Annotated in this window: 20 protein-coding genes, 1 tRNA gene, 1 pseudogene and 1 riboswitch; of the genes and pseudogenes, 11 read left to right on the forward strand and 11 right to left on the reverse strand. The window is 71.4% G+C overall.

What is annotated here, in order from left to right:
- Positions 1-475: 475 nt before the first annotated feature.
- Positions 476-1,030 carry a MarR family winged helix-turn-helix transcriptional regulator gene (locus ABD366_RS42690; RefSeq protein WP_324769446.1) on the reverse strand — a complete coding sequence of 185 codons (555 nt, stop codon included), beginning with the start codon at positions 1,028-1,030 and terminating at the stop codon, positions 476-478.
- A 118-nt stretch (positions 1,031-1,148) separates the two neighbouring features.
- Here ABD366_RS42690 and ABD366_RS42695 point away from each other — a divergent pair, with 118 nt between their 5' ends.
- Positions 1,149-2,420 carry an MFS transporter gene (locus tag ABD366_RS42695; RefSeq protein ID WP_324769449.1) on the forward strand — a complete coding sequence of 424 codons (1,272 nt, stop codon included), beginning with the start codon at positions 1,149-1,151 and terminating at the stop codon, positions 2,418-2,420.
- Between the two features lie 69 nt (positions 2,421-2,489).
- Here ABD366_RS42695 and ABD366_RS42700 read toward each other — a convergent pair whose 3' ends face one another.
- Positions 2,490-4,139 (reverse strand): ATP-binding SpoIIE family protein phosphatase, encoded by a 1,650-nt coding sequence (locus ABD366_RS42700; RefSeq protein ID WP_324769445.1) that lies wholly within the window; start codon positions 4,137-4,139, stop codon positions 2,490-2,492.
- A gap of 247 nt (positions 4,140-4,386) precedes the next feature.
- The gene (locus tag ABD366_RS42705; protein WP_324769448.1) at positions 4,387-5,790 is read right to left on the reverse strand and encodes an NAD(P)/FAD-dependent oxidoreductase; all 1,404 of its coding nucleotides are present in this window, start codon (positions 5,788-5,790) and stop codon (positions 4,387-4,389) included.
- 361 nt (positions 5,791-6,151) lie between these two features.
- Between ABD366_RS42705 and ABD366_RS42710 the strand changes: the two genes are divergently transcribed.
- Both ABD366_RS42710 and ABD366_RS42715 read left to right on the forward strand, forming a co-directional pair.
- The gene (locus ABD366_RS42710; RefSeq protein WP_324769444.1) at positions 6,152-6,916 is read left to right on the forward strand and encodes a TetR/AcrR family transcriptional regulator; all 765 of its coding nucleotides are present in this window, start codon (positions 6,152-6,154) and stop codon (positions 6,914-6,916) included.
- Positions 6,917-7,165: 249 nt separating this feature from the next.
- Entirely contained in the window at positions 7,166-9,169 is a 2,004-nt protein-coding gene (locus ABD366_RS42715) for a sigma-70 family RNA polymerase sigma factor (protein ID WP_411293715.1), read from the forward strand.
- Positions 9,170-9,193: 24 nt separating this feature from the next.
- On the opposite strand, the pseudogene ABD366_RS42720 reads toward ABD366_RS42715, so the two are convergent.
- A pseudogene (locus ABD366_RS42720) lies at positions 9,194-9,630 on the reverse strand (AfsR/SARP family transcriptional regulator); the annotation flags it as partial.
- Positions 9,631-10,032: 402 nt separating this feature from the next.
- Positions 10,033-12,132, reverse strand: a complete 2,100-nt coding sequence (locus tag ABD366_RS42725) for an asparagine synthase-related protein (protein WP_344443611.1) — start codon at positions 12,130-12,132, stop codon at positions 10,033-10,035.
- Between the two features lie 605 nt (positions 12,133-12,737).
- Between ABD366_RS42725 and ABD366_RS42730 the strand changes: the two genes are divergently transcribed.
- From ABD366_RS42730 to ABD366_RS42745, 4 genes are all read left to right on the forward strand, one after another.
- Complete coding sequence (locus tag ABD366_RS42730; RefSeq protein WP_324768507.1) at positions 12,738-14,159, forward strand: NsdA family TPR-like regulatory protein; 1,422 nt, start codon at positions 12,738-12,740, stop codon at positions 14,157-14,159.
- 69 nt (positions 14,160-14,228) lie between these two features.
- Positions 14,229-15,437 carry an L-2-hydroxyglutarate oxidase gene (gene lhgO / locus ABD366_RS42735; protein ID WP_324768509.1) on the forward strand — a complete coding sequence of 403 codons (1,209 nt, stop codon included), beginning with the start codon at positions 14,229-14,231 and terminating at the stop codon, positions 15,435-15,437.
- Positions 15,438-15,526: 89 nt separating this feature from the next.
- Entirely contained in the window at positions 15,527-16,300 is a 774-nt protein-coding gene (gene trmB / locus ABD366_RS42740) for a tRNA (guanosine(46)-N7)-methyltransferase TrmB (protein ID WP_324768510.1), read from the forward strand.
- A gap of 74 nt (positions 16,301-16,374) precedes the next feature.
- Positions 16,375-17,679: a PrsW family intramembrane metalloprotease gene (locus ABD366_RS42745; RefSeq protein WP_324768511.1), complete on the forward strand. Its 1,305-nt coding sequence runs from the start codon at positions 16,375-16,377 to the stop codon at positions 17,677-17,679.
- 6 nt (positions 17,680-17,685) lie between these two features.
- Here the strand turns inward: ABD366_RS42745 and ABD366_RS42750 are convergent, their stop codons facing one another.
- The 4 genes from ABD366_RS42750 to ABD366_RS42765 form a co-directional block, all read right to left on the reverse strand.
- Positions 17,686-18,642: an aldo/keto reductase gene (locus ABD366_RS42750; RefSeq protein ID WP_324768513.1), complete on the reverse strand. Its 957-nt coding sequence runs from the start codon at positions 18,640-18,642 to the stop codon at positions 17,686-17,688.
- Between the two features lie 69 nt (positions 18,643-18,711).
- Positions 18,712-19,752 (reverse strand): M23 family metallopeptidase, encoded by a 1,041-nt coding sequence (locus ABD366_RS42755; protein WP_324768514.1) that lies wholly within the window; start codon positions 19,750-19,752, stop codon positions 18,712-18,714.
- An 11-nt stretch (positions 19,753-19,763) separates the two neighbouring features.
- A riboswitch (cyclic di-AMP (ydaO/yuaA leader) is annotated at positions 19,764-19,922 on the reverse strand.
- Positions 19,923-20,166: 244 nt separating this feature from the next.
- Complete coding sequence (locus tag ABD366_RS42760) at positions 20,167-21,267, reverse strand: PP2C family protein-serine/threonine phosphatase (RefSeq protein WP_324768515.1); 1,101 nt, start codon at positions 21,265-21,267, stop codon at positions 20,167-20,169.
- A gap of 155 nt (positions 21,268-21,422) precedes the next feature.
- Positions 21,423-21,496, reverse strand: a tRNA-Met gene (locus ABD366_RS42765).
- An 85-nt stretch (positions 21,497-21,581) separates the two neighbouring features.
- Here ABD366_RS42765 and ABD366_RS42770 point away from each other — a divergent pair.
- Positions 21,582-21,857 carry a hypothetical protein gene (locus ABD366_RS42770; RefSeq protein ID WP_324768516.1) on the forward strand — a complete coding sequence of 92 codons (276 nt, stop codon included), beginning with the start codon at positions 21,582-21,584 and terminating at the stop codon, positions 21,855-21,857.
- A gap of 78 nt (positions 21,858-21,935) precedes the next feature.
- Here the strand turns inward: ABD366_RS42770 and ABD366_RS42775 are convergent, their stop codons facing one another.
- Positions 21,936-22,343 (reverse strand): rodlin, encoded by a 408-nt coding sequence (locus tag ABD366_RS42775; RefSeq protein WP_324768517.1) that lies wholly within the window; start codon positions 22,341-22,343, stop codon positions 21,936-21,938.
- A gap of 174 nt (positions 22,344-22,517) precedes the next feature.
- Positions 22,518-22,928: a rodlin gene (locus tag ABD366_RS42780; protein WP_324768518.1), complete on the reverse strand. Its 411-nt coding sequence runs from the start codon at positions 22,926-22,928 to the stop codon at positions 22,518-22,520.
- Between the two features lie 208 nt (positions 22,929-23,136).
- On the opposite strand from ABD366_RS42780, the gene ABD366_RS42785 reads away from it, so the two are divergent.
- The 3 genes from ABD366_RS42785 (at position 23,137) to ABD366_RS42795 (ending at position 24,920) form a co-directional block, all read left to right on the forward strand.
- The gene (locus ABD366_RS42785) at positions 23,137-23,547 is read left to right on the forward strand and encodes a rodlin (protein ID WP_324768519.1); all 411 of its coding nucleotides are present in this window, start codon (positions 23,137-23,139) and stop codon (positions 23,545-23,547) included.
- A 173-nt stretch (positions 23,548-23,720) separates the two neighbouring features.
- Positions 23,721-23,954: a chaplin gene (locus ABD366_RS42790; protein ID WP_324768520.1), complete on the forward strand. Its 234-nt coding sequence runs from the start codon at positions 23,721-23,723 to the stop codon at positions 23,952-23,954.
- Between the two features lie 114 nt (positions 23,955-24,068).
- Positions 24,069-24,920 (forward strand): chaplin, encoded by an 852-nt coding sequence (locus ABD366_RS42795; protein WP_324768521.1) that lies wholly within the window; start codon positions 24,069-24,071, stop codon positions 24,918-24,920.
- Positions 24,921-25,028 lie beyond the last annotated feature (108 nt).

The raw sequence follows: 25,028 nt of genomic DNA on the forward strand, positions 1-25,028 counted from the left end.
CAAGGAACGGACGCTTCCTTTGTACTCACCCTCTCGGGCTTTCCTCCGGGCGCTTCCCTTCGATCTTGCGTTTCCGACTCTATCAGATCTTTCCGATCCGATTTCCTCGGGGTCCTGCTCGGTACTTCTTTCGCTTTCCGGCCTTTCGGCCTTCCTGCGGTGTCGACTCTATCAGATCCTTTCGGGCCTGATTCCCAGTCAACCGGGGGTGCCTTTCCGGCTGTTGGGCCGTTCCGACGTCCCAAACATTAGCGGATCCTCGCGGCAGTTCCTAATCGGACCGATCAGGTCGTTCGCAACCCAAAATCGAATTGAATTCGGGCACGCCGAAATCAATCCCAGGGGAAGATCGTGCTGGTGTTTGAGTGCCGCTTCAGCGGCGGGAGGTGCTGTCGCAGAACCGTTACGGCTCCGTGGCAACCCGAAGAACCTTACGGACCGGCCCGGGCAGTGTCAACCCCCGTCTGTGTAGGGCTCAGTCGAGATCGGTGAGGCGGCCGCCGGCGTCCGGCTGGGCGTCCTCGACGCGGCGCAGCAGGCGGATGAGGACCTCGCCGAGGAGGCCGCGCTCCACCGGCGTGAGGTCCTGGAGGAGGTCCTCCTCGAAGACGGACGCGAGACGCATGGCCGCGAGCCACTTCTCGCGGCCCTGCTCGGTCAGCTCCACGATCACGCGGACGCGGTTGTTCTCGTCGCGGTCCCGCGTGACCAGGCCCTCCTGGACCATGCGGTCGATGCGGTGCGTCATCGCCGCGGGGGTCAGACCCAGCCGCTTGGCGAGCTCACCCGGGCCCAGCCGGTACGGGGAGCCGGAGAGGACGAGGGCCTTGAGGACCTCCCACTCCGTGTTGCTGATCCCGATCTCCGCGGTCTGGCGCCCGTACGCCACGTTCATCCGGCGGTTGAGTCTGCCCAGCGCCGAGACGATCGCCTCGACCTGGGGGTCGAGGTCCTGGAACTCCCGCTGATACGCGGCGATCTGCTCGTCGAGGGTCGGCTCGGCTGGCGGCCCGCCGGTGGTGTCGGCCATGCCGCGCAGTATGGCACGCAAGTGGTTGGCGTTGAAGTCCTTCTCTGTGTATTGTTTAGTTTCTAACTTTAGCTTCGAAGTCTTGACTGCGAAAGGACAGGTGAAAGTGACCAGGGCGATGGGCGCTGCGATGCGCCGGGTTCAGGTGGGGAGCGCGCTGAGCGCGTTCGGCGTCGGCTTCACGGTTCCGTTCCTCTATGTGTATGTGGCCGAGGTTCGGGATCTTGGTGCCGGTGCGGCCGGCATCGTGCTGGCCGCGTTCGCCATGGCCGCCCTGGTCGTCCTGCCCTTCACCGGCCGCGCCATCGACCGGCGTGGTCCGCTGCCCGTCCTGCTGGTGGCGTCGGTCGTGGCGGCCGCGGGAGCGATCGGTCTGGGGCTCGCGACCAGTGAGCCGGCCGCCATCGGCGCCGCCGCGGTGCTCGGCGCCGGGACCGCGGTGCTGCAGCCCGCCCTCGCGACGATGATCGTCTGGTGCTCGTCGCCCGAGACGCGGACGCGCTCCTTCGCCATGCAGTTCTTTCTGCAGAACCTGGGGCTCGGCATAGGCGGCCTCATCGGCGGCCAGATCGTGGACGAGAGCCGACCGGACAGCTTCCTGCTGCTCTTCGGCATCGAGGCCGTGATGTTCCTGGTGCTCGGCGCGATCGTGCTGAGCGTGCGGATGCCGCACGCGCCCTCGTTCGGCGAGGCGATACCGACCGGCGAGTCCACCGGCGGGCTGCGCGCGCTGCTCGGGAACCGGGCGATGGTGCAGCTGTGCGGGCTCGGATTCGTGCTGTTCTTCGCCTGCTACGGGCAGTTCGAGTCGGGGCTGAGCGCCTACGGGGTCGAGGCCGCCGGTATCTCGCCGTCGACGCTCGGGATCGCGCTCGCCGCCAACACCGCGATGATCGTGGTCGCGCAGTTCGCCGTGCTGAAGTTCGTCGAGCGGCGCAAGCGGTCGCGGGTCATCGCCGCCGTGGGGCTCATCTGGGCCGTCGCCTGGATCGCCGCAGGTTACGCGGGCCTCGGGCACGGCAGCCAGGCCATGGCCACCGCCGCGTTCATCTCCACGTACGCGCTCTTCGGGCTCGGTGAGTCGATGCTGTCACCGACCCTGGCGCCCCTGGTCGCGGACCTCGCGCCGGCCGGGATGGTCGGTTCGTACAACTCGGCGTTCGCGCTGGTCAAGCAGCTCGCGCTCGCGGTCGGTCCGGCCGTCGGCGGGCCGATGGGGGCCGCGCTGCACGGTCCGTACATCGTGACCTTCCTGCTGTTCTCGCTGGGCATCACCGCCCTGGCGCTGCGGCTCGGGAAGCGGCTCACCCCCGTACAGAACCAGCCGTCGCTGGCCGGGAGCCGTGTCGTGATGCAGAGCTCGCCGGCGCCGGCCCCCGCGGAGGCGTGAGCGGGCAGGACGCGTGAGGCAGGGTGCGCAAGGCGGTCGGTTCCTTCGGGGGCCGGCCGCCTTCGTAATTCACCCGGGCGTGCTCGGCAGGACGAACTCGCACCAGACCGCCTTGCCGCCGCCCGGAGTGCGCCGCGAGCCCCAGTTCGAGGCGATCGTGGCGACGATCGCGATGCCGCGGCCCGTCTCGTCGGCGGGCTCCGCACGGCGGCGGCGCGGCAGATGATCGTCGCCGTCCGTCACCTCGATGATCAGGCGGCGGTCGGTGCGACGCAGGCGCAGGCGCATGGGCGGGGTGCCGTGCTGCAAGGAGTTGGCGACGAGTTCGCTCGCGGCCAGGACGCCCAGGTCGTGCAGGTCGGGGGCGAATCGCCAGCTGGTCAGGACGCCGGAGGCGAAGGCGCGGGCGCGAGGCGCCGCCTCCACGCCGCCGAGCAGTTCCAGAGCCGCGTTGCGGAAACGCTCGCCGTCAGGCCCCTTGCGCGCCGGATGCTGGAGGACGAGGACCGCGACATCGTCGTCATGGTCGGCCGTGACCCCCGCCGCCCTGATCAGGCGGTCGCAGATGACCTGCGGCGTGCCGGTCGCGCCCGACAGCGCGTGCTCGAGCGCCGCCACGCCCTCGTCGATGTCCTCGTCCCTGCGCTCCACCAGGCCGTCGGTGTACATGACGGCCGTCGAACCGGGGCCGAGCGGCACCGAACCCGAGGTGTGCAGCCAGCCTCCGGTACCGAGCGGCGGGCCCGTCGGCTCCTCGGCGCGATGGATCGTGCCGTTCTCGTCGCGTACGAGGATGGGGAGATGGCCCGCCGACGCGTAGACGAGGCGGCCCTCGTTCGGGTCGTGGACCGCGTAGACGCAGGTGGCGATCTGCTGCGGGTCGATCTCGATGGCAAGGCCGTCCAGCAGTTGCAGCACCTCGTGCGGAGGCAGATCGAGACGTGCGTAGGCGCGGACGGCCGTGCGGAGCTGGCCCATCACGGCCGCCGCGCGCACGCCCCGGCCCATCACGTCGCCGATGACCAGGGCCGTGCGGCCGCCGCCCAGGGTGATGACGTCGTACCAGTCCCCGCCGACCGCGGCCTCCGTCCCGCCGGGCTGGTACGTGGCCGCGATCCGCAGGTCGTCGGGCTCCTCCAACTCCTGCGGCAGCAGCGATCTTTGGAGGGTGACGGCCGTCTCCCGCTGCTCGCGCTCGCTCGTGCGCAGCCGCTCCGCCGCCTCCGCGTGGTCCGTGACGTCGGCCGCGAAGACCAGGACGCCGGGGCCCTCGGCCGTCTCGAGCGGGGTGCAGGTGACCGTGTACGAGCGGCCGCCCGCCTTGCGGGACTTGACCGTACGGGGCTTCGCGCTGCGCAGCACCTGGTCCAGGAGGGGCAGCAGGCTCAGCTCGTCGAGCTCGGGCATGGCCTGGCGGGCCGGCTCACCGGCGGGCCGGTCGCCGAAGGCCGCGACATACGCGTCGTTGACGTACGCGACGCGGTGCTCGGGGCCGTGCACCAGGGCGACGAGGGCGGGGATGCGGTCCAGGACGGCGCGGACGGGCAGCTCGTCCACGCCGCCACCGCCCGGGCCGCCCTGCTCGGGTTCGTCGGGCGGATGCTCGGCGCGGGCCGCGGGCACGGCGCTCTCGGCTCGCTGGGGGAGGCCGTGGTCGGCCCGCGCTGCGGCGCGGCGCTGTGTTCCGGGGAGCCGGGCGCTCCAGCGCGTGAAGTTCACTGTGGGGCAAGCCTCGTATGGTCGAGGGCGGGCGAGGGGCCCGCCCAGGGTCGTGGACCAGTCTGGCCGACCGTACTGACAAACGTCAGATGCCGTACCGGGAGGAGGAGTTCCGCGCTCCGGTCGAACGGCGGTCGAAACTTCGGTCGTACGGTCGTCAGGTCGTCGCCGGGGCGTGTCGGCGTGGCGCCTTCGGGGTGGGGTCATCGGGCTGGGGTTCTGCGGCGTGGCGCCGTCGGCCGATCGGTCAGGGTGACCCCTTCGGGCCGCCGGCCGGCGGTGCGGAAGGGTCCTCGGGAGGGACGGGCCCGGCCGCGAGTTCGAACTCGGCACGCGGCCGCTCCAGCGAGCCCAGCGAGACGATCTCCCGCTTGAACAGGGCGGACAGTGTCCATTCGGTCAGGACGCGGGCCTTCCGGTTGACGGTGGGCACCCTGCTGAGGTGGTAGACGCGGTGCATGAACCAGGCAGGGTAGCCCTTCAGCTTGCGTCCGTAGACGTGTGCGACACCTTTGTGCAGGCCGAGGGAGGCCACCGAACCCACGTACGCGTGCTCGTAGTCGGTGAGGGCCTGGCCGCGCAGGGACGCCGCGATGTTGTCGGCGAGTGTCCGGGCCTGGCGCACCGCGTGCTGGGCGTTGGGCGCGCACTGCGTGCCCTCCTCCTCGGCGGTGAGGTCGGGGACGGCGGCCGCGTCGCCCGCGCCCCATGCGTGCGCGGCGCCGTCGACGGCCAGGGCCGCCGTGCACCTGAGACGGCCGCGGTCGGTCAGCGGCAGGTCCGTGGCGGCGAGCAGCGGGCTCGGTTTGACGCCGGCCGTCCACACGACCGTACGCGTGGGAAAGCGGGAACCGTCGCTGAGCACCGCCGTGCGGTTCTCGCAGGACTCGAGGCGGGTCCCGAGGCGTACGTCGACGTTGCGGCCGCGCAGTTCGCGGATCGTGTACAGGCCCATCTCCGGGCCCACCTCGGGCAGGATCCGGTCACTCGCCTCCACGAGAATCCACTTCAGGTCCTCGGGCTTGACGTTGTGGTAGTACTTCACCGCATATCGGGCCATGTCCTCCAGCTCGCCGAGCGCCTCGACACCCGCGTAGCCGCCGCCCACGAAGACGAAGGTGAGCGCCGCGTCACGGACCGCCGGGTCGCGCGTGGAGGAGGCGATGTCCAGCTGCTCGATGACGTGGTTGCGCAGGCCCACGGCCTCCTCGACCGTCTTGAACCCGATCCCGAACTCGGCGAGCCCCGGCACCGGGAGCGTCCGGGAGACCGAGCCCGGCGCCAGGACCAGTTCGTCGTACGTGAGTGCGGCCGGGCCCGTGCCCTCGTCCTTGCTGGCGAGCGTGGTGTACGCCGCCGTGCGCTTGGCATGGTCGACGGAGACGACCTCCCCGACGATCACATGGCAGTGCTCCAGGACGCTGCGCAGCGACACGACGACATGGCGCGGTGAGATCGAGCCGGCCGCCGCCTCCGGCAGAAATGGCTGATACGTCATGTACGGGTCGGGGGTGACGACGACGATCTCCACCGCGCCGCTTCTGAGCTCCTGTTTCAGCTTCTTCTGGAGGCGCAGGGCGGTGTACATCCCGACGTAGCCGCCGCCGACAACGAGAATGCGCGCAGGTTCCCTCACCCACCCATGACGCATCGGGCTCTTGCGTTTGTCCACAGCCCCGACAATTTGTGTGACGGAGCGGAGGCGCTCGTACCGGTCGGGCGGTCCACCGCGCTGTGGGACAGGTGTGCAGGTCAGCGGGTGGGGCGGGGGCACGTGCCAGGGGGGCAATCGGGGTGGAATCGCCGCGTACTCCGTTCGAGGGGCGCTCCGTGCGGAACCTGCCCCTTCTGAATTGACCCCCGCTCAACTATGTTCGTGTGCTGTCGGGGTGTCGGGGGATGCGCTGTGGGGGCCGCAGGACGGACCCGAAATCGCTGTCTGTTCCGCACGCTCCGGCTGACAATGGCGGGGAGTGTCTCCGGGGGGAGACGTCATTACCGGGGGAACACATATGCACATTCAGGAAAGTCAATGGACCTCAGCGTCTGCCGTCGCGCCCACGGGCGCCTCGGGAGGGGCCAACGGGCGGCCGGGGAGCGACAGTTCACGCTCCACGCCGCTGCGGGTGGACGCCCAGCGCAATCTTGAGCATGTGCTGCGTGCGGCCCGCGAGGTCTTCGGCGAGCTGGGGTACGGGGCGCCCATGGAGGACGTGGCGCGCCGCGCCCGCGTCGGTGTGGGCACGGTGTACCGGCGCTTCCCCAGCAAGGACGTACTGGTGCGACGGATAGCCGAGGAAGAGACGTCCCGGCTGACCGACCAGGCGCGTACCGCGCTCGGTCAGGAGGACGAACCGTGGTCGGCGCTCTCGCGCTTCCTGCGGACCTCGGTCGCCTCGGGCGCGGGCCGGCTGCTCCCTCCGCAGGTACTGCGGGTGGGCGTCGCCGACGAGCGCTCCGACGGTGTCCGCGACGAGACGCGCGTCCCGGAGCAGCGCAGCGGGGCGCCCGAACTGCGGCTCGTGGAACAGCGGCCGGCCGTGTCCGACGACGGCCTGTCCGCGGACGACACCGGCGCCGCGACGCTGCTCGAGGTCGTGGGGCGGCTCGTGGACCGGGCGCGAGAAGCCGGTGAGCTGCGCGGTGACGTGACCGTCTCGGACGTCCTGCTGGTCATCGCCACGGCAGCGCCCTCGCTGCCGGACGCGGCGCAGCAGGCGGCGGCGTCGGCTCGGCTGCTCGACATCCTTTTGGAAGGGCTGCGTTCGCGGCCCTAGTGAGTGCGTGGGTGCGAGGGCCGCGGACGGCGTGCTTGTAGCGCTGTCCGCGGTCAACACCCCTGCTCGACACCCAGATTGCGCCATTTCTGCCCGTCCAGCGTTCCCCGGATGAGTGAACCGTAGTGCTCAGGTACGGGGAATCTCCACGGATGAGTGGTTGCTGTGCACGGACCGGATCCGTGGGACCCCTGTGTGGCACGCTTTGCCGGTGGTCGGGTCAGAGTGTGCGGTCGGGGGCTTTCCGCGATGAGCGTTGACGGGCGGGACGAGCAAGGGGCCGAGGGCGGGAGGGGTGGCGCGGAGGGGGTTTCCTCCGAGTCGCTCGAGCCTCCTCAGGTGCCACAGCCGTCTCATGAGCCGCAGCCGCCCCAGGTGCCGAGTCAGGGCGGGCCCGGTAGGACTTCCGGGCAGACTCGGGGCGCGGTGGCCGACGTCGCCACGGTCGACACAGTGGACGCCGATGTCTCTGTGCCCGCCCAGCGTGAGAGCGGCGGTTCGGCCGGCACCGAGAGCGCCGGCGGCGAAGGCGAACTGCCCTTCTCCGACGCCGACTTGATCGAGCGGATGCGCTCCGGCGACGACAGCGCCTACGAAGAGCTGTACCGCCGGCACGCCGCCGCCGTCCGCCGGTACGCCCGCACCTGCTGCCGTGACGGCCACACCGCGGACGATCTGACCGCCGAAGTGTTCGCCCGCATGCTGGGCGCCGTCCGCGGCGGCCACGGGCCCGAGCACGCCGTGCGCGCCTACCTCCTGACCACCGTGCGCCGCGTCGCCGCCCACTGGACGAAGAGCGCCAAGAGGGAACACCTGGTCGACGACTTCGCCGTGTTCGCCGTACAGGCCACCCGGTCGAACGAGGTCTCCGACGACGACACCCTCGACCTCGGCGCCGACGTCCGCGCCATGCACGAGGCCGAACAGTCCATGGCCATGCAGGCCTTCCGCTCACTGCCCGAGCGGTGGCAGGCCGTTCTCTGGCACACCGAGGTCGAGGACGAGTCCCCCAGCGACGTCGCCACACTCTTCGGCCTCGACGCCAACGGCACCCGCGTCCTCGCCAAACGAGCCCGCGAAGGCCTGAAGGAGGCCTACCTCCAGGCCCACGTCTCCGCCACCCTCACCGAATCCGAAGAATGCTCCCGCTACGCGGACCGGCTCGGCGCCTACGCGCGCGGCAGCCTCCGTACACGCGCCGAGCGCGGCCTGCGCAAGCACATGGAAGAGTGCGCCAAGTGCCGGCTGGCCGCCGGGCAGATCAAGGAAGTCGCCAGCGGCATCCCCGCAGTCGTCCCGATCGCCGTCATCGGCTGGTTCGGCGCCGCCGGATACGCGAAAGTCGTCGCCCTCATCGGCGGCGGCACCGCGGGTGCGGCGGGAGCCGGAGCCGGTGCGGCCGCGGCAGCGGGCGGCAGCTCGGGCAGCGGCGCAGCCGGCGGGGCCGCCGCCGAAGGGCTCGGAGCGCCCGCCAAAGCCGGGATCGCCGCCGGGGTCGCCGCGGCCGGAGTCGCCGTCGCCGTCGCCATCGCACTCGCCGGAGACCCGAAGGCCAAGCCCGAGGCGAAGGCCGACAAGCCGCCCGTCTCCCAGCCCGTCCCGCCGCCGGAACCCTCCCCGGAACCGCCGACACCCACCCCCGCGCCCGAATCCCCCGCGCCGAAGCCCGAGCCCACACCGTCGAAGCCCGCCCCTACGGTGAAACCGGCCCCGAAGCCCGCCCCTGCCGAGCCCACGCCGAAGCCGACACCCACTCCGACCCCGGCGTCACCGCCGCCGCCCGCAAAACCGAGGCCCAAGCCCACGCCTCCGCCGGCCCCCGCCGTCTACCAGTGGAACGCGCTGGCGTACGGCGTCGTCGGCGACGGCACCAAGCCCGAGATGCGGCTCGGCGAGAGCAGCTGGGTGTGGCAGCGGTATGGCATGTCGATCGGCGGCAAGCAGTATGCGAACGGGGTCACCGTGCACGCCAGGTCCTCCGTCACCATCGACCTGAACCGCGCCTGCACCGCGTACGACGCGTCCGTCGGCGTCGACGACATGACGCTGGGGCTCGGCGCCGTCCGGTTCTCCGTCTACGTCGACGGCGCCCCGGCCTGGAACTCCCCGGTCGTCCGGGGCAACGATCCGGCCGTGCCGGTGCACGTCGGGCTGACCGGGCACAAGACGATCCGGCTCGTGGCCGAACCGCACACCCCGTTCGGCGCGGTGGGGCTCGCGGACTGGGCCGAGTCTCGGTTCACTTGCGGTTGATTGGTCGGCGGGTGGGGGGCGCTCGCGGGTGGCCGCCGTGTGGTCGGGGAGGTCGGCCAGCGCCGGGCCCTGCCAGAGGGCCAGGGCCTCGCGCAGGATGCGGGCCGCTGTTGCCGGGTCGTGCGCGGTCAGGGCCGCGGTGCCCTCGCGGACCAGGCTCTCGAAGACGTACAGGTCGATGTCGGCGCGGGTCGCTGTGAGGCGGTAGCCGCCGGCCTCCGAGGTGATCGCTTCCTTGCCCAGGGCTCTGCGCAGGCGGCCTACCAGGGCCTGGAGGGCGGCTGGGGCGTCGGCGGGTGGGGTGTCGGCCCATACGTCGTCGATGAGGGCGTCGATGGGGGCCGTTCGCGGGGTGTGCGGGGCCAGGGACGCGAGCAGGGCGCGGAGGCGGGGGCCGCCTACGGGTACGGGGGTGCCCTGTCGTCGTGGGCCTGTGTCGTGCCCAGAATTGTGTACTGCACCGGGGCATTGTCGCTGGTTCTTGCGCTGGGGTCGTGTGGGTTGGGTGGGGCCGGGTTGGTGTACCTCCTCGGCCGGTTCGGTCTCCACGCCTGTTGTCCGCCATAGGCGAGTGGGCCGGGATTGTGTGCCTGCGGAGTCCTGCGGGGGCACACCAACCCGTCCCCACCCGCCCGTCTCGTACCCGACTGACCACCGGAGCACCGGGACACCGAGGGCACATCCCGCCCCGCCCCGCCTTGGGCAATCTGCCTCCCCCAGGCTCCGTTCGGGGGGCCCCCAGGGCGGCAGGGTGGGCAAGGCGGCCCCCAGCGCCGGGCGCGTGTCAACAACCGGGCCGAGGGCAGGCCCCGAACCGGTGCCGGGCGACCCTCGACAACCCGCCCGGGATGAATACCGCCGACCTAGCGGAGCGGACCCGCTCCGAGAGCCCTGTCCGGGACCACGCTCCCCGTAGGGACCGCCCGGGCGCGGGCCGGCGTGCCGGTCCAGCAGGTGCCGCGGCGCGACAACAGGCGGCGCAGCCACAGTTCCAGGGCGACCAGGTCGGCGAGGCCGTCCAAGGGGAGGGGCTCCCCGTCGGCCCCCGCACGCAGCGCCTTGCGGACCACGCGGGCCTCGATCAGGCCCGTCTGCGCCAGCAGCGGCGTGTCGAAGAGGGCGATGAGATCGTCGGCCGCCACGCGCAGGCCCGTGCGGGCCGCCGCCGCCGAGGAGGCATGGGAGGGTGCTCCCCAGCCCGGCGGCAGGTCGGCGACGCCGGCGCCCTCCAGGACCGTACGCAGGATCGTCGCGCGGGCCCCCGGCTGGACACGCAGGGTCTCGGGAAGCGCACGGCAGGCGCGGACCACCTGGTTGTCGAGGAACGGGGCGTGCAGGCGCTGGAAGCGGATCTCCGCGGCCTGTTCGAGGATGCGTAGGTCCGCGGCATGGCGGGCCAGGGCTGCGCGGGCCCGGAATTCACCGGGGCGTTGGCCGGGCCCGGGTCCGGGACGCGTCGTTCCGAGAGTGAGGCGAACCGATACTTCTCTGAGGGCCTCACCGGTCAGCCAGCGCGCGGCCGGGCCGGGCCTGGCCCACGTCAGTGCGGCGAGGGACGCTTCGACGGCGCCGCCGGGCTCGTCGAAGCTGCGTTGCAGGAGCCGGTCCGCCAGGCCCTCGAGGCCCGCCTTGTACGGCGTGCGGGCCAGTTTGCGGGCCGCGCCGTACACGCGCGCGGGCACCGCGAGAGAACCACCGTCCGCCTTCGTGAGCGCCGCCATCGGCCGCACCATGTGACGGCGTCTGCGGTCCATCAGGAGGTCGGTGAGACGGGCGGGGTGCGCGTCCAGGACCTGGCGTGCTCCGTAGCCCGTGAAGTGGTCGGCGCTCCCGGAGGAGAGCCGCGCGCGGTGCCGGGCCGCCGTGACGAGCGTGGCGCTCGGCTCGTCCGTGAGCGGGCCCTCCAAGTCGGCATAGGGCAGCGCTTCTTCGCCCGCCGCTACTACTACGTGGTGCAGGCGCGGGTTGGCCGCGATCGCTCCCGCTCGTTCGAGTTCGGCCTCGCGGGTCGCGGTGGTGGTGGAGATGTCGTTGAAGGTGACGGCCAGGAGTCGTTCGCCCGCGCCCGTGCCGTGGCCGAGGACCGTGCCGGGCAGGCCCGGCAGGCCCGCCGCGAGGAGGGCGAGGGTGCCGGAGGCGGGGCCGCCCGAGAGGTCCGCGCCGATGCCGGGCACGGGCATACCGCGGGCGGCGCGCCGCTCGGCGGGGCCCATGCCGGGCACGGGCCCGGGGTCCAGGTCGGTGCCGGGCACGTGCCGGGGCGCCGCGAGGCGGGTCCGTACGGCGTCCACGAGCGCGTCCCGTACGCCGCTCACCGCCGTGTCCGGGTCGACGGGGCCCGCGCCCACCGCGAGGGACGCCACGGCCTCGTAACCGGCGATCTCGCGCGCGCCGGCCCGCAGGATCAGCGCGTGGCCGGGCGGGATGCGGCGTACGCCCTGGTACGGCGTCGAGTCGTGCAGCGCTTCGGGGACGTCGGGGGTGGCGAGCAGCGCGGCGAGGTGGCCCACGTCCAGGTTGGCCTCGATGAGGTCGGCGAGGGGCAGGGCGGCGGTGGCGTAGGCCGTGCCGCCCGCCCACGGGGTGTAGAAGACCGGGCGGGCGCCCGCGAGGTCGCCGATGACCATGACGCGGCGGCCGACCTGGACGACGGCCGTGTAGCTGCCCGGCCAGTTGGTGAGGTGGCGCAGGGCGCCGCCGCGCGCGGCGAAGAGGCCGACCCGCAGTTGTTCGTCGGAGGCGCCGCACACGCCGAGGACCGCGATCCTCGTGTGGTCGTCGACCTTCACGACGCGCACCTCGTCGGGGCGCCAGTCGCCGACCGCCCAGAGCGGATCCGGGTCACCCCACAGGAGTTGGGAGCCGACCGGATGTACCGTTTCGCCCTCGCCTCCCATGGCTCCCGCGGATTCGAAGGCAACAGGCCCAGCGGTGGTACTGCTCCATCCCACCAACCACCGCATCGCCGCCTCCACAACCTGTGGACAACCAAGGGGAACCCATGCTGCCACGAAGGAGGCGTCGGAGAGGGGCCAAGTGGGGAGCGAGCCATGGCGTGCACTCCCCCTAATGCGCCCCTTTCGAGCCGTGGTTGAACCGTGGCACCACCACGGCGACGTAGGACGACGGGGGCGAGATTCGGCCAAATCGGCCGCGGTTGGCCGGAGCTGGACACCCCGGTTCGGCCACAGCGCGCAACGCACAGTCCGGGAGGCGCACATCGCCTCCCGGACCGGTCCGCCGCCCGCGGGGATGTAGGCGGCGGTGTCCCCCAGCCCACTGGATCCAGTACAGCGGGCCGACCCACGCAGGTCCCATGCAATCGCTCCCCCCATGCCCGAGTAAGAGCGCACGCACGGGCGCACGGCGCCACAACCGGAGCACACGGTCACGGGGCGTGGCCTGCGCCGTATTTCCGTACGGACAACAATCTCGCCATCCGGAACTGCGCCACTTAACGCTTGGGATCCGGCGAACTACGCTGGGTGTACGAATGCCGCGCGGTTATGCCAGGCCGAGATGGTCTGCGAAGTGCCGGCGCGGCAGCGTCTGTGTCGAGGGGTGGCGCATGTCCAGGGAGCTACGCGGACCGAACGAGAAGCTCGGCGCCGTCCTCGCCCTCGCGGGGATCAGTAACGCGGGACTGGCGCGGCGTGTCAACGACCTAGGTGGACAGCGCGGGTTGACCCTTCGCTACGACAAGACGTCGGTGGCGCGCTGGGTGTCGAAGGGCATGGTGCCGCAGGGCGCCGCCCCGCATCTCATCGCGGCCGCCATCGGCCAGAAGCTCGGCAGGCCCGTACCGCTGCACGAGATCGGTCTCGCCGACGCCGATCCCGCGCCGGAGGTGGGCCTCGCCTTCCCCCGTGACGTACGGGCGGCGGTGAAGGCGGCCACCGAGCTGTACCGGCTCGACCTCGCCGGGCGCCGGGCGGGCAGTGGCGGCATCTGGCAGTCCCTGGCCGGTTCCTTCGCGGTGAGCGCGTACGCGACGCCGGCCTCGCGATGGCTGATAAATCCGGCCGACTCGTCGGTGGCGCGCGAGGCCCACATCACGGAGGAGGGCTCGCCCCAGAAGGTCGGCCACAGCGACGTGCTGAAGTTACGGGAGGCCGCGCAGGACGCGAGGCGCTGGGACTCCAAGTACGGCGGCGGCGACTGGCGTTCGTCGATGGTGCCGGAGTGCCTGCGGGTCGAGGCGGCGCCGCTGCTGCTCGGCTCGTACTCCGACGATGTGGGGCGTTCCTTGTTCGGCGCCTCGGCCGAGCTGACGCGCCTCGCCGGGTGGATGGCGTTCGACACCGGGCAGCAGGAGGCGGCGCAGCGGTACTACATCCAGGCGTTGCGGCTTGCTCGCGCGGCTGCGGACGTGCCCCTGGGCGGCTATGTACTCGCCTCCATGTCGTTGCAGGCCACGTACCGCGGGTTCGGGGACGAGGGCGTCGATCTCGCGCAGGCCGCGCTCGAGCGCAACCGCGGCCTTGCGACCGCCCGCACCATGAGCTTCTTCCGGCTCGTCGAGGCGCGCGCGCACGCGCGTGCCGGTGACGCGCAGGCGGCGGGCGCCGCGCTGCGGGCCGCCGAGGGCTGGCTGGAGCGGTCCCGGGACGGTGACAGCGACCCGTCCTGGCTCGGCTTCTACTCCTACGACCGGTTCGCCGCGGACGCCGCCGAGTGCTACCGGGACCTGAAGGCGCCGCGGCAGGTGCGCAGGTTCACGGAGCAGGCACTGTCGCGGCCCACCGAGGAGTTCGTGCGCTCGCACGGACTGCGCCTCGTGGTGTCGGCGGTGGCCGAGCTGGAGTCGGGGAACCTGGACGCCGCGTGCGAGCAGGGGACCCGCGCCCTGGAGGTGGCGGGACGGATCTCCTCCGCGCGGACCACGGAGTACGTGAGAGACCTGCTGCACCGCTTGGAGCCGTACGGTGACGAGCCGCGGGTGGTCGAGCTGCGGGAGCGGGCCAGGCCTCTGCTGATGGCTCCGGCATAGCGATGCCCCCTGTCCCGCATGGATTGTCAGTGGTGTCGGGCAAGATGCAGGACATGGAGGTGAGGCCCGGTGAGCACGACTGCGTATGACGGGGATGTGCTGGTGGTCGGCGGCGGAATCGTCGGGCTCGCCACCGCGTATGCCGTCTCGCGCTCCGCGCCGGGCACGCGCGTCGTCGTCCTGGAGAAGGAGGCGGGCCCGGCCCGGCACCAGACGGGGCGCAACAGCGGGGTGATCCACAGCGGGATCTACTACCGCCCGGATTCGCTGAAGGCCCGGTTCGCGGTGCGCGGCGCCGCCGAGATGGTCAAGTTCTGTGCGGAGTACGGGATCGCGCACGCCGTCACCGGAAAGCTGATCGTCGCCACCGAGCGGGACGAGCTGCCGCGCCTGCACGCCCTCGCCCAGCGCGGCAGGGAGAACGGGATCGCGGTGCGCGAGCTGGGCCCCGCGCAGATCCAGGAGTACGAGCCCGAGGTGCGGGGCCTGGCCGCCATCCAGGTCGCCAGCACGGGCATCGCGGACTACCGCGCGGTCGCCCGCCACCTCGCCGAGATGTCCGGCGCCGACATCCGGTACGGGGCGGACATCGTGCAGATCGACCGGCGGCCCGCGCGGGGCGTCGCCGTGCGGACCGCCGCCGGGACCGTCGTGCGCGGCAAGGTCCTGGTCAACTGCGCGGGGCTGCAGTGCGACCAGGTCGCCCGGCTCGCCGGGGACGACCCGGGGATGCGCATCGTGCCGTTCCGCGGCGAGTACTTCGACCTGGCCCGGCCCGAGCTGGTGCGCGGGCTCGTGTACCCGGTGCCGGATCCGGCGTTCCCGTTCCTCGGGGTCCATCTGACGCGCGGCATCGAGGGCTCCGTCCACGTCGGACCGAACGCGGTGCCCGCGCTGGCCCGTGAGGGCTACGACTGGGGCACCGTCCGCCCCCGCGAGCTCGCCGGGACGCTGGCCTGGCCCGGGTCGTGGCGGATAGCGCGGCGCCACTGGCGGTACGGGGCGGGCGAGCTGCTGCGCTCGGCCTCCAAGCGCGCCTTCACCGACGCGGTGCGCCGTCTGGTACCCGCGGTCGACCCGGAGGACCTGGTGGCGGCGCCGGCCGGAGTGCGCGCGCAGGCGGTGCTGCGGGACGGCACCCTCGTCGACGACTTCCTGATACGCGAGGGCGCCCGCACGGTCCATGTGCTGAACGCGCCGTCACCGGCCGCGACAGCCTCCCTGCCCATCGGCAGAGAGGTCGCCCGGCGCGCCCTCGCCGCACTCGCCTCGGCCTGAGGCCCGGCCTGCACCGAAGGCCCGGCCGGCACCGAGCTGCGGCGGCGCCTGTGCGGCCGGGCGCTCCGGACCCGTAAAATCGCCCCACTGTGTCTGAGTCCGAAACCCCCCAGAACCCCGCCCCGCCCGCGCGCCCGAACGAGCCGCGTTTTCCGGACGGGCCCCGGCCCGATCCCGCCGGATCGCACTTCGAGCGGCGGATCCGCAGCTTCCAGCCGCGCCGCAGCCGGGTCACCACCTCGCAGGCCGACGCGTTGCAGCGGCTGTGGCCGAAGTGGGGCCTCGACATCGACGGGCAGCGCGTCCTCGATCTCGCCGAGATGTTCCCGGGCGTCGACCGGGTCGTCCTGGAGATCGGCTTCGGCATGGGCGAGGCCACGGCGCAGATGGCGGCGGACGACCCGTCGACCGGGATCCTCGCGGTCGACGTGCACACCCCGGGCCAGGGCAATCTGCTGGGCCTCGCCGAGCGCGGCGGCATGACCAACGTACGGGTGGCCAACGGCGACGCGATCATCCTGCTGCGCGCGATGCTCCCCGACGCCTGCCTCGACGGGCTGCGCGTCTATTTCCCCGACCCCTGGCCGAAGAAGCGGCACAACAAGCGGCGGCTGATCCAGCCCGAGTTCCTGTCCCAGGTGGCCGGCCCGCTCAAGCCCGGCGCGCTGGTGCACTGCGCGACGGACTGGGAGGAGTACGCGGAGCAGATGCTCGAGGTGCTCACCGCCCACCCCGACTACGAGAACACGCGGCCGGACGGCGGCTACGCGCCACGCCCCGCGTTCCGTCCGCTGACCCGGTTCGAGGGTCAGGGCCTGGACAAGGGGCATGTGGTGCACGATCTGCTGTTCCGGCGCCGGTAGCGGGTCACGGTCGAGGATCGGCCCAAGAGTCCGGCCCCGTCGCGGCGCCGCGCATCCCTCGTTAGGGTCAATGAGTGGCTTCGTACCCCGGCTGCCCGCCCCCGCAGGACCACGCCCCCGGCACACAGCCGACCGGCGCGGTCCCGCATCCGCGCTGGTGGGAGCGGAAGGGGGTCAGGGTCACGGCGCTCGCCACGCTCCTCGCGGTGTCCGGCGCCGTCATCCTGGCGCTGGTGCGGGAGCAGACCGGTACCGAGGGGTTCCTGGTCGGGCTCGGCCTGGCCGTGCTGCCCGTGCCGCTGCTGATATCCGCGTTCCGCTGGCTGGACCGGGTGCAGCCCGGGCCCTGGCGGAACCTGCTCTTCTCCTTCGCCTGGGGCGCCTGCGCGGCAGCCCTGATAGCGATCGTCGCGAACAGTTTCGCGACGCGGTGGATAGAGACCGCCACCGCCGACCCGACCGGCGCCGACACCCTCGGCGCCACCGTCATAGCGCCCGTCGTCGAGGAGTCCGCCAAGGCCGCGGCCGTGCTGCTCGTCTTCCTGTTCCGCAGACGGGACTTCACCGGCATCGTCGACGGTGTGGTGATCGCCGGAGTCACCGCGACCGGCTTCGCGTTCACCGAGAACATCCTGTATCTCGGCAACGCCTTCGGCACCGATCAGCTGACCGGCACCGGACCCGGCCTCACCTCGGTGACGGCGGCGACCTTCTTCGTGCGGATCGTGATGTCGCCGTTCGCGCACCCGCTGTTCACGGTGCTCACCGGGATCGGCTTCGGCGTCGCCGCGGTCATCGCACCCGACCGCGGCCGGGCCCGCCGCGTCCTGCTGCCGCTCGCCGGGCTGCTCGCGGCGATGGGCATGCACGCGTTCTGGAACGGCTCGTCGTCCTTCGGCGAGTACGGCTTCTTCGCGGTGTACGCGGCGTTCATGGTGCCGGCGTTCGGCCTGCTGACCTGGCTCGCCGTGTACGTACGCCATCGCGAGCTGCGCACCGTGCGGGCCGAGCTGTCCGCGTATGTCGTGGCCGGGTGGCTCGCGCCGCCCGACCCGTTCGCCCTCGGCTCGCTCAAGGCACGCCGCCTCGCCCGGGAGTACGCCGCGTACTACGGCGGCAAGGAGGCGGAGGCGGCGGTCACCGAGTACGAGGCGTACGCGACGTCGCTCGCGCTGCTCAGGCACCGCGGCCGCAAGGGCCGGGCCGGCGCCGATTTCGTCGTACGGGAGCGCGAGTTGCTCGAAGCGCTGTGGGAGCGGCGCCATCACGCACGTCCCGCGCTCGCGTACGCCTCCCAGGTCGCCGCCCCCATGTGGCGGCCACCGGTGTACGCGGGGCCGATGCCGCACGTTCCCGCGTACAACCCGTACCGCTACTGACAAGGCTCAGGCGGACGCGGCCGTGAGGCGGCCGAGCTCCTCGTCCGTCAGGGTCAGGTCCGCCACCGCGAGCAGCGCCGGAAGCTGTTCCACCGTGCGCGCGGACGCGATCGGCGCCGCCACGGTGGGCTGCCCGGCGAGCCAGGCGAGGGCGACCGTGGCGACCTCGGCGCCGCGGGCCTGCGCGATCTCGTCGAGGGCGGTCAGCACCTTCTGGCCGCGCTCGGTCTGAAGGTGCTTGGACGCGCCCCCGGCCCGCGCGCCGTCGACCGTGACGCCCGGCCGGTACTTGCCGGTCAGGAAGCCGGAGGCGAGCGCGTAGTACGGGACGGCGGCGAGCCCTGCGCGCGAGGCGATGTCCTGCCGGGCGCCCTCGTAGGTGGAGCGCGAGACGAGGTTGTAGTGCGGCTGGATGGCGACGTAGCGGGCGAGGCCCTCGCGGTCGGAGACGTCGAGGGACTCCTGGAGACGCTCGGGCGAGATGTTCGACGCGGCGATGTTGCGCACCTTGCCCGCCTTCACGAGGTCGTCGAGCGCGCCGATGATCTCCTCGACGGGGATCGTCTCGTCGTCGTCGAAGTGCGTGTAGTACAGGTCGATGTGGTCGGTGCCCAGGCGCGTGAGGGAGGCGTCGGCGGCGGCCTTGATGTTGGCGGCGCGCAGGCCCTTGAAGTCGGGGTGGCGGGCCACCTTGGTGGCGATGACCAGGTCGTCGCGGTTGCCGCGGGCCTTGAGCCACTTGCCGATGACGGTCTCCGACTCCCCGCCGTGGTTGCCCTCGACCCAGGCCGAGTACGAGTCCGCCGTGTCGATGAAGTTGCCGCCCCCGGCGGTGTAGGCGTCGAGCACCGCGAACGAGGCGGCCTCGTCGGCGGTCCACCCGAACACGTTGCCCCCGAGGGCGAGCGGGAAGACCTCGAGGTCGGAGGAGCCGAGCTTGCGCAGTGAGGGGGAAGAAGTCATGCCCTCAGTTCTACGCCCCCACGGTACGAGGTGTTCCGTAGGGGCGGGAGGCGTTCGAGGGCCGGGCTCTCAGGGGGTGAGGCCCTTGTCGCGCAGCCAGGCCGCCGGGTCGACGCCGGTGGCGGCACCGCCGGGGTGGACCTCCATGTGGAGGTGGTCCCCCGTGACGTTGCCGGTGGCGCCGACGCGGCCTATGACGTCGCCGGTGCTGACCTTCTGGCCGACGCTGACGTTCAGCGAGGACTGGTGGCAGAACCACAGCTCGGTGCCGTCGTCGAGGGTGAGGATCGTGCGGTAGCCGTACGCGCCCGCCCAGCCGGCCTCGGTGATGGTGCCGCCGTGGACGGCGTAGATCGGCGTACCGGTGGAGGCCGCGAAGTCCAGGCCCGTGTGGTAGCCGGAGGACCACAGGGATCCGGGCTGGCCGAAGGTGCCGGTGAGCGTGTACGAGGTGACGGGGAGCTTGTAGCTCTTGGCCAGCTTGGCCAGGCGCTCGGCCTCGGCCTTCTTCTTGGCCTCCTCCTCCGCCTTCTTCTTCTCGGCGGCGGCCTTGGCCTCGGCCTTCTCCTGCTTCGCCGCGGCTTCCGCGGCGGCCTTCTGGGCGGCGGCCTCCTCGGCCGCGGCCTGCGTCCTGGCGTCGGCGGCGTCCTGCTGCGCCTCGGCCTGCTGCATGATGCGCGACCGCAGCGCTTCGCCCGCGCCCGACCGGCCGTTGCCCATGGAGGTGAGCGGGGCGGCCTCGGTGGCGCCGGACGAGGAGTCGGCGGTGTCGGACATGAGCGCGCCCACGCCGGGCAGCGACTTGGCCTCGGGCAGCGAGTCCTTGACCGCCGAGAGGTCGGGCATGGAGATGTGGACCGGGGGCTTGCCGCCCTGCGCGGTGGCGATGCCGCCCGCGCCGACGGCGGCGATCACGCCGACGCCGAGGACCGTGGAGCTGCGCGCGAGTCCGCCGCGCTGCCGGGCCACGCGGTGCCTGCCGCGGACGGGACGGACGGATTCCTCGGTGGGATTCCACTCCTCCCAGGTCCCCTGCTCGACACCGGACCCGCCTGGGGCGGGGTCGGCGGAGAATCCGGGGAACTCGGGGGCAGGACGGTTCGACGCCACGGGGGCGCTCTCCTTTCCTTCCTTCTCGCCTACCGGGTTAGCTGACGGGTTCGGAGCAGGAAGGTCTCCTACGAGCACGGTCCGACGCCCGAAAAGCGACGGAACTATGCCTGATTCACCCCAAGTTGGTGGTTCCCCGGCTCCCTTGCGGGATTAAGCGTGTGCGCACGGAGCCGTCGCTTGTGACGGCTGGGACGACCGCGCTGCGTTATCGAACGTTAATAGACAGCCGATAGTAATTCCAAGCTGTTCCCGTTGATCGTTCACGTTCTTGGCCTGGACTTAACGGGGCACTACCGGGCGGAATCGGGCGAGTTGCCCGTCGTTTTTGACGCGCTTCAAACCCATCAGTTTCTGACGTAGTGTCAATTGTTATGCGAAGAGGGGTCGTCCGGTCACCCCTCGTGAGGTTGATCAAGGACGCCGCACGGCGAGCAGCGCCATGTCGTCGGTGGCGCCGTCCCCGGTGTGCAGGCGTACCTCTTCGGCCAGCGCGGCGAGCAGCTCATCGGGCCCCGGGAAGATCCGGCCCACGAGCCGGGCCGCGGGATCGTAGAAGACGCCCTTCGCGTCCCGTGCCTCGGAGAGCCCGTCGGTGTAGAGCAGGAGCGTCGCCGCGGGCGGGAACTCCGCCTCGGTGGCCCGGTCCGGCCAGGACCCGAGCTCGCCCAGGCCGAGCGGCAGCGCCGCCTCCGCGGGCGTGATCACCTGGACCGTGCCGTCGCCGAGCAGCACGACCGGCTCGGGGTGGCCGCGGTTGAGGATGCGCAGGAGCCGGCCGCCGTGCGGGATCTCGGCGAGCACGGCGGTGGTGAAGCCCTCGAAGTCGTCGATGCCGCGCCGCCGGGAGCCCTCCCGGGCCAGCGCCCGCTCCAGCCGCTGGGCGACCGCCTCCAGACTGTCCTCCTGCTCGGCGGCCTCCCGAAAGGCGCCGATGACGACGGCCACGGCGGCGACCGCGCCCATGCCCTTCCCGCGTACGTCCCCGACGACTATCCGCACCCCGTGCGGTGTGTCCTGCACCGCGTACAGGTCGCCGCCGATGAACGCGTCGGCCTGCGCCGCCTCGTACCGGGCCGCGATCGCCAGACCGCCGATCCGCCCGGCCGGCTCCGGCAGCACGGCGAGCTGGGCCGCCTCCGCGATCTGCCGCGCGGACGCGAGCTGCTCGTCGCTGCGGCGCTTGATCCGGTTGATGAAGCAGGCCAGCACGCACACGGTGGCCACGGTGGCCATCTCCGTATAGACGCCGGTGTGGAAGGCCGTGTACCTGAGATGCACGGCGACGATGGCGGCGATCGACGCCGCTCCGGCCGCGATCGTGCTGCCCAGCGAGAAGAACGGGGCGACGACCAGGGGCGCCGCGCTGAACAGGGGTGAACCGGCGAATCCGGACGGTGTGCAGTACTCGTAGACCGCGCCGCCGATGATCAGCAGCAGGGGCAGCACCCGGAGGAAGGCGCGCGTGCCGACGGCGTCCGCTCCGTGTCTGTGCCGCCCTCCTCGCTGCCCCACCACTCGTCTCCTGCCACAGTCCGCGCCCGGATTCCGGCGTCTGTCCAAGGGTTCCCGGGGCGGGAGCCGGAGGCGAGCGTTACTGCTCCGTCCGGGTCAGGGCCCATAAACAGACCGAGGCCGGAATCTCGAAAGATTCCGGCCTCGGCCTTCAGTAGCGGGGACAGGATTTGAACCTGCGACCTCTGGGTTATGAGCCCAGCGAGCTACCGAGCTGCTCCACCCCGCGTCGGTGAATGCAACACTACGCCATCAGGGACGACGAATGCCAATCGCGGCCGTGTCCGGCGCCTTCCGACTGGCGTTAAGAGGACATGACCTCAACTCGACGAGCCATCACCGCTGTCCTGCTCGCTGTCGGCGCCACCGCGATCGCCGCCCCGGTCGCCCAGGCCGACACGTCCGGCAACACCATCTCCCCCACCGCGACGCTGGACGCGGTCTCCACCATGGCCATCCCGGCCGCGCAGCGCGACAAGGTGCCGCACACCGCCGAACAGATCCAGGGCCTCAACCAGCTGAACAAGCTGAGCGAGCTGCACCAGGTCACGGACCTGGTGGCGCCGGTCACCAACCTGGTCGGCGCGTAGCGACACCCGCACCACATACCCGGACACGCCTGAGGGGCGGCTGCCTGACGCAGCCGCCCCTCAGGTGTGTCAAGCGTGTCAGCCGTTCTGCACACCGTTGGCCGACAGGGCCGAGATGTCGTCCAGCACGTGCGACAGCGGCTCGTCCTCCTTGGCCTGCGTCGAGTTCTCCGCGCACTGCTGGTTCTGCGGGGCCGACAGGATCGGGATGTCCTGGACGCCGACGTTGACCAGACCCACGATGTTCTGGACGTTCGCCTTGACCGGCAGACCGACACAGAGCTCGTTCAGCGTGCCCTGGACCAGGGTGAGCTGCGGACTCTGGTCCCCGTCGGCGGAGGAGTTGCCGAACGCCTCCTGGGCCCCGTTGCCGCTGGCCGAGGTGGTGCCGCTGTCGTCACCGATGGCCAGGGCCTGGGGAGCAGCCACCGCCGACAGGCCGGCGATGGAAGCGACGATCGTTGCGGTTGCCCACAGCTTCTTCATGCGAATTCCCTTCATTACCGTACTCCGTTGACGGAGCTACGGTTAGACAACTGGTCAGAATTACGACGGTTGCGGACCCTGACCCATTCGGGCTAATACCTGAGAGCTATACGCGCACTCGTAAAGCGCAGTTGGGCCGCCGAATACGGCGGCCCAACGCGTGCGGCATACGGATCAGTCGTTGCCGGTGCCGTTGGAGGAGAGAACCGGGATGTCGTCCAGGATGTGCGACAGCGGCTCGTCGCCCTTCGCCTGCGTCGAGTTCTCGACACACTGCTGGTTCTGCGGGGCCGACAGGATCGGGATGTCCTGGAGGCCGACGTTGACGAGGCCCACGATGTTCTGGATGTTGGCCTTGGCGGGCAGGCCGATGCAGGGCTTGTTCAGGGAACCCTGGATGAGCGCCATCTGCGGGCTCATGTTGCCGTACGTGGCCGAGTTGCCGAACGCCTGCGACGAGTGGTTGCCGCTGAACGAGGTCGTCGGGCTGTCGTCCCCGTTGGCGAGCGCCTGGGGCGCGGCCGCGGCGGAGATGCCGACGAGAGACGCGGTGACGGCGGCAGCCGCCACAGCCTTCTTCATCATGTGGGATTCCCCTTCAGTTGTTTCCGAGAGCATCCGTACCAACTACACGCGACCTTGTTTGGTTGCCCGAATTCACTCGGATGGGGAACTGCGCGCCGTGCGGATAATAAGACTCTCGGCGCAACGGGTGAACCTGCGGAACCATCGCGATCCCGGGGAGTTGTTCCTTTCGCAGTAACCGGTGCCTGTCAGAAAAGGAACAGAAAAAATGCTCAAGAAGGCAATGACTGCAGCCGCAGTCGCCGTGTCCGTCATCGGCATCTCCGCCGCGGCCGCGCCGCAGGCGCTCGCCAACGGCGACGACAACGGCACCACCTCGGCCAGCGGCAACGGCGCCCAGCAGGCATTCGGCAACTCCTCGACCGACGGCGACATGAGCCCGCAGCTCAGCCTGGTCCAGGGTTCCCTGAACAAGCCCTGTGTCGGTCTGCCGGTCAAGGCCAACATCCAGAACATCGTGGGCCTCGTCAACGTCGGCATCCAGGACATCCCGATCCTGTCTGCCCCGCAGAACCAGCAGTGTGTCGAGAACTCGACGCAGGCGAAGGGCGACGAGCCGCTGTCGCACATCCTGGACGACATCCCGGTTCTCTCCTCCAACGGTACGCAGAACAGCTGATTCAGCTGCGCACCCGGCCCGGACCGTCCGCGTCGTTCGACCGCGGGCGGTCCGGGCCTTTTTACCGGGCGTCGGTCCGCTTCGTCGCCCGGTCGGCACAGTTTCCTCGACTGGTGCCGGCTCGTTTGATCTGCGGAGTCCCAAGAATTTTCCTCGGTAAAAAGGAGAAAGACATGTCTCTCAAGAAGAGCGTCACGATCGTGGCCGGTGCGGTCATGGCCTTCGGTATGGCGGCCCCGGCGTTCGCCGACGCCGGTGCGCAGGGTGCGGCCGTGAACTCCCCGGGTGTGCTGTCGGGCAACAACGTGCAGGCCCCCATCCACATCCCGGTCAACCTCTGCGGCAACACCGTCGACGTCATCGGTCTGCTGAACCCCGCCTTCGGCAACACCTGCGCCAACGACTGACGCAGGAACCGCAGTTGTCACCCAGCCGACCCTGGTGCCTTCGGGCTCCGGGGTCGGCTTCGAATTTGTAGCGGGAAAGGAAACACATTGAGGCAGGCACTGAGAATCGGGGTAGTGGCAGCAGCGGCGGCGACGGGATTCCTGTCCGTGCCCGGGGCGGGCGCGTCCGCGATGGCGGGTGACCAGGGGCAGTCGGGCGGTTCTCCCGGTGTGCTGTCGGGCAACTCGGTCGAGGCTCCGCTGTCGGTCCCCGTCAACGCTTGCGGCAACTCCGTCGACGCAGTGGGTGCCCTGAATCCCGCCATGGGCGACAGCTGCGCCGAGAAGAACGCCTCCGCCGTCGCTTCCACGGACAGCGGGCGTGGTGGCGGACACGGCGGCGGGCACGGCAGTGGGCGGCCGCATGCGGCGAGCGGGCACGACGCGACCGCCATCGGGAGCAGCTCCGCCCGGGCACCCGCGCCTCGCGCGCCTCGCTCGGCGAGCAACTCCTCGGGTACGACGCAGTCCGCCGGCGTCCTGTCGGGCAATTCGGTGCAGGCTCCCGTGAGCGTCGATCTGAACGTGTGCGGCAACACCGTCGACGTGGTGGGCGTGGGCAACCCCGCCTTCGGCAACTCCTGTGCCAACGGCGGAGAAGCGGCGGCGGTGCCGACACCCTCGGACGGCGACGAGCGGCCTCCGGCGTCGCACGAGGAGGAAGGCGAGGGCGAGGGGCATCCCGGCGCACCGCCCTCCAGCAGGGCCATGTCCGGCTCGGCCCACGGCAGCCAGGCCAGGTCGGCCCTGCGTCAGCAGGACGTGCGTACGGGCGAGACAGTGGTTGATCCGCAGGCACCGGTGGCGCGGGGGCGGCTCGCCGAGACGGGGATCGATGAGCGGGTCCTGGGGTCCGCGGCCGCCGGGGCGGGGCTGCTGCTCGGCGGCGGGATCCTGTACCGCAGGTCGGCCGCGGCGCGCCGCTGAGTGCCGGGACTCGAACCCGCCGGGCCGGGCGGCCGGGCTGAGGAGTCGGGCCGAGGAGTCGGGCCGGGAAGAGCTACCAAGGTTCTTCCCGGCCCCCTGAGGACGGCA

It is taken from the genome of Streptomyces kunmingensis, from assembly GCF_039533535.1.
GTDB classification, from domain to species: Bacteria; Actinomycetota; Actinomycetes; order Streptomycetales; family Streptomycetaceae; genus Streptomyces; species Streptomyces kunmingensis.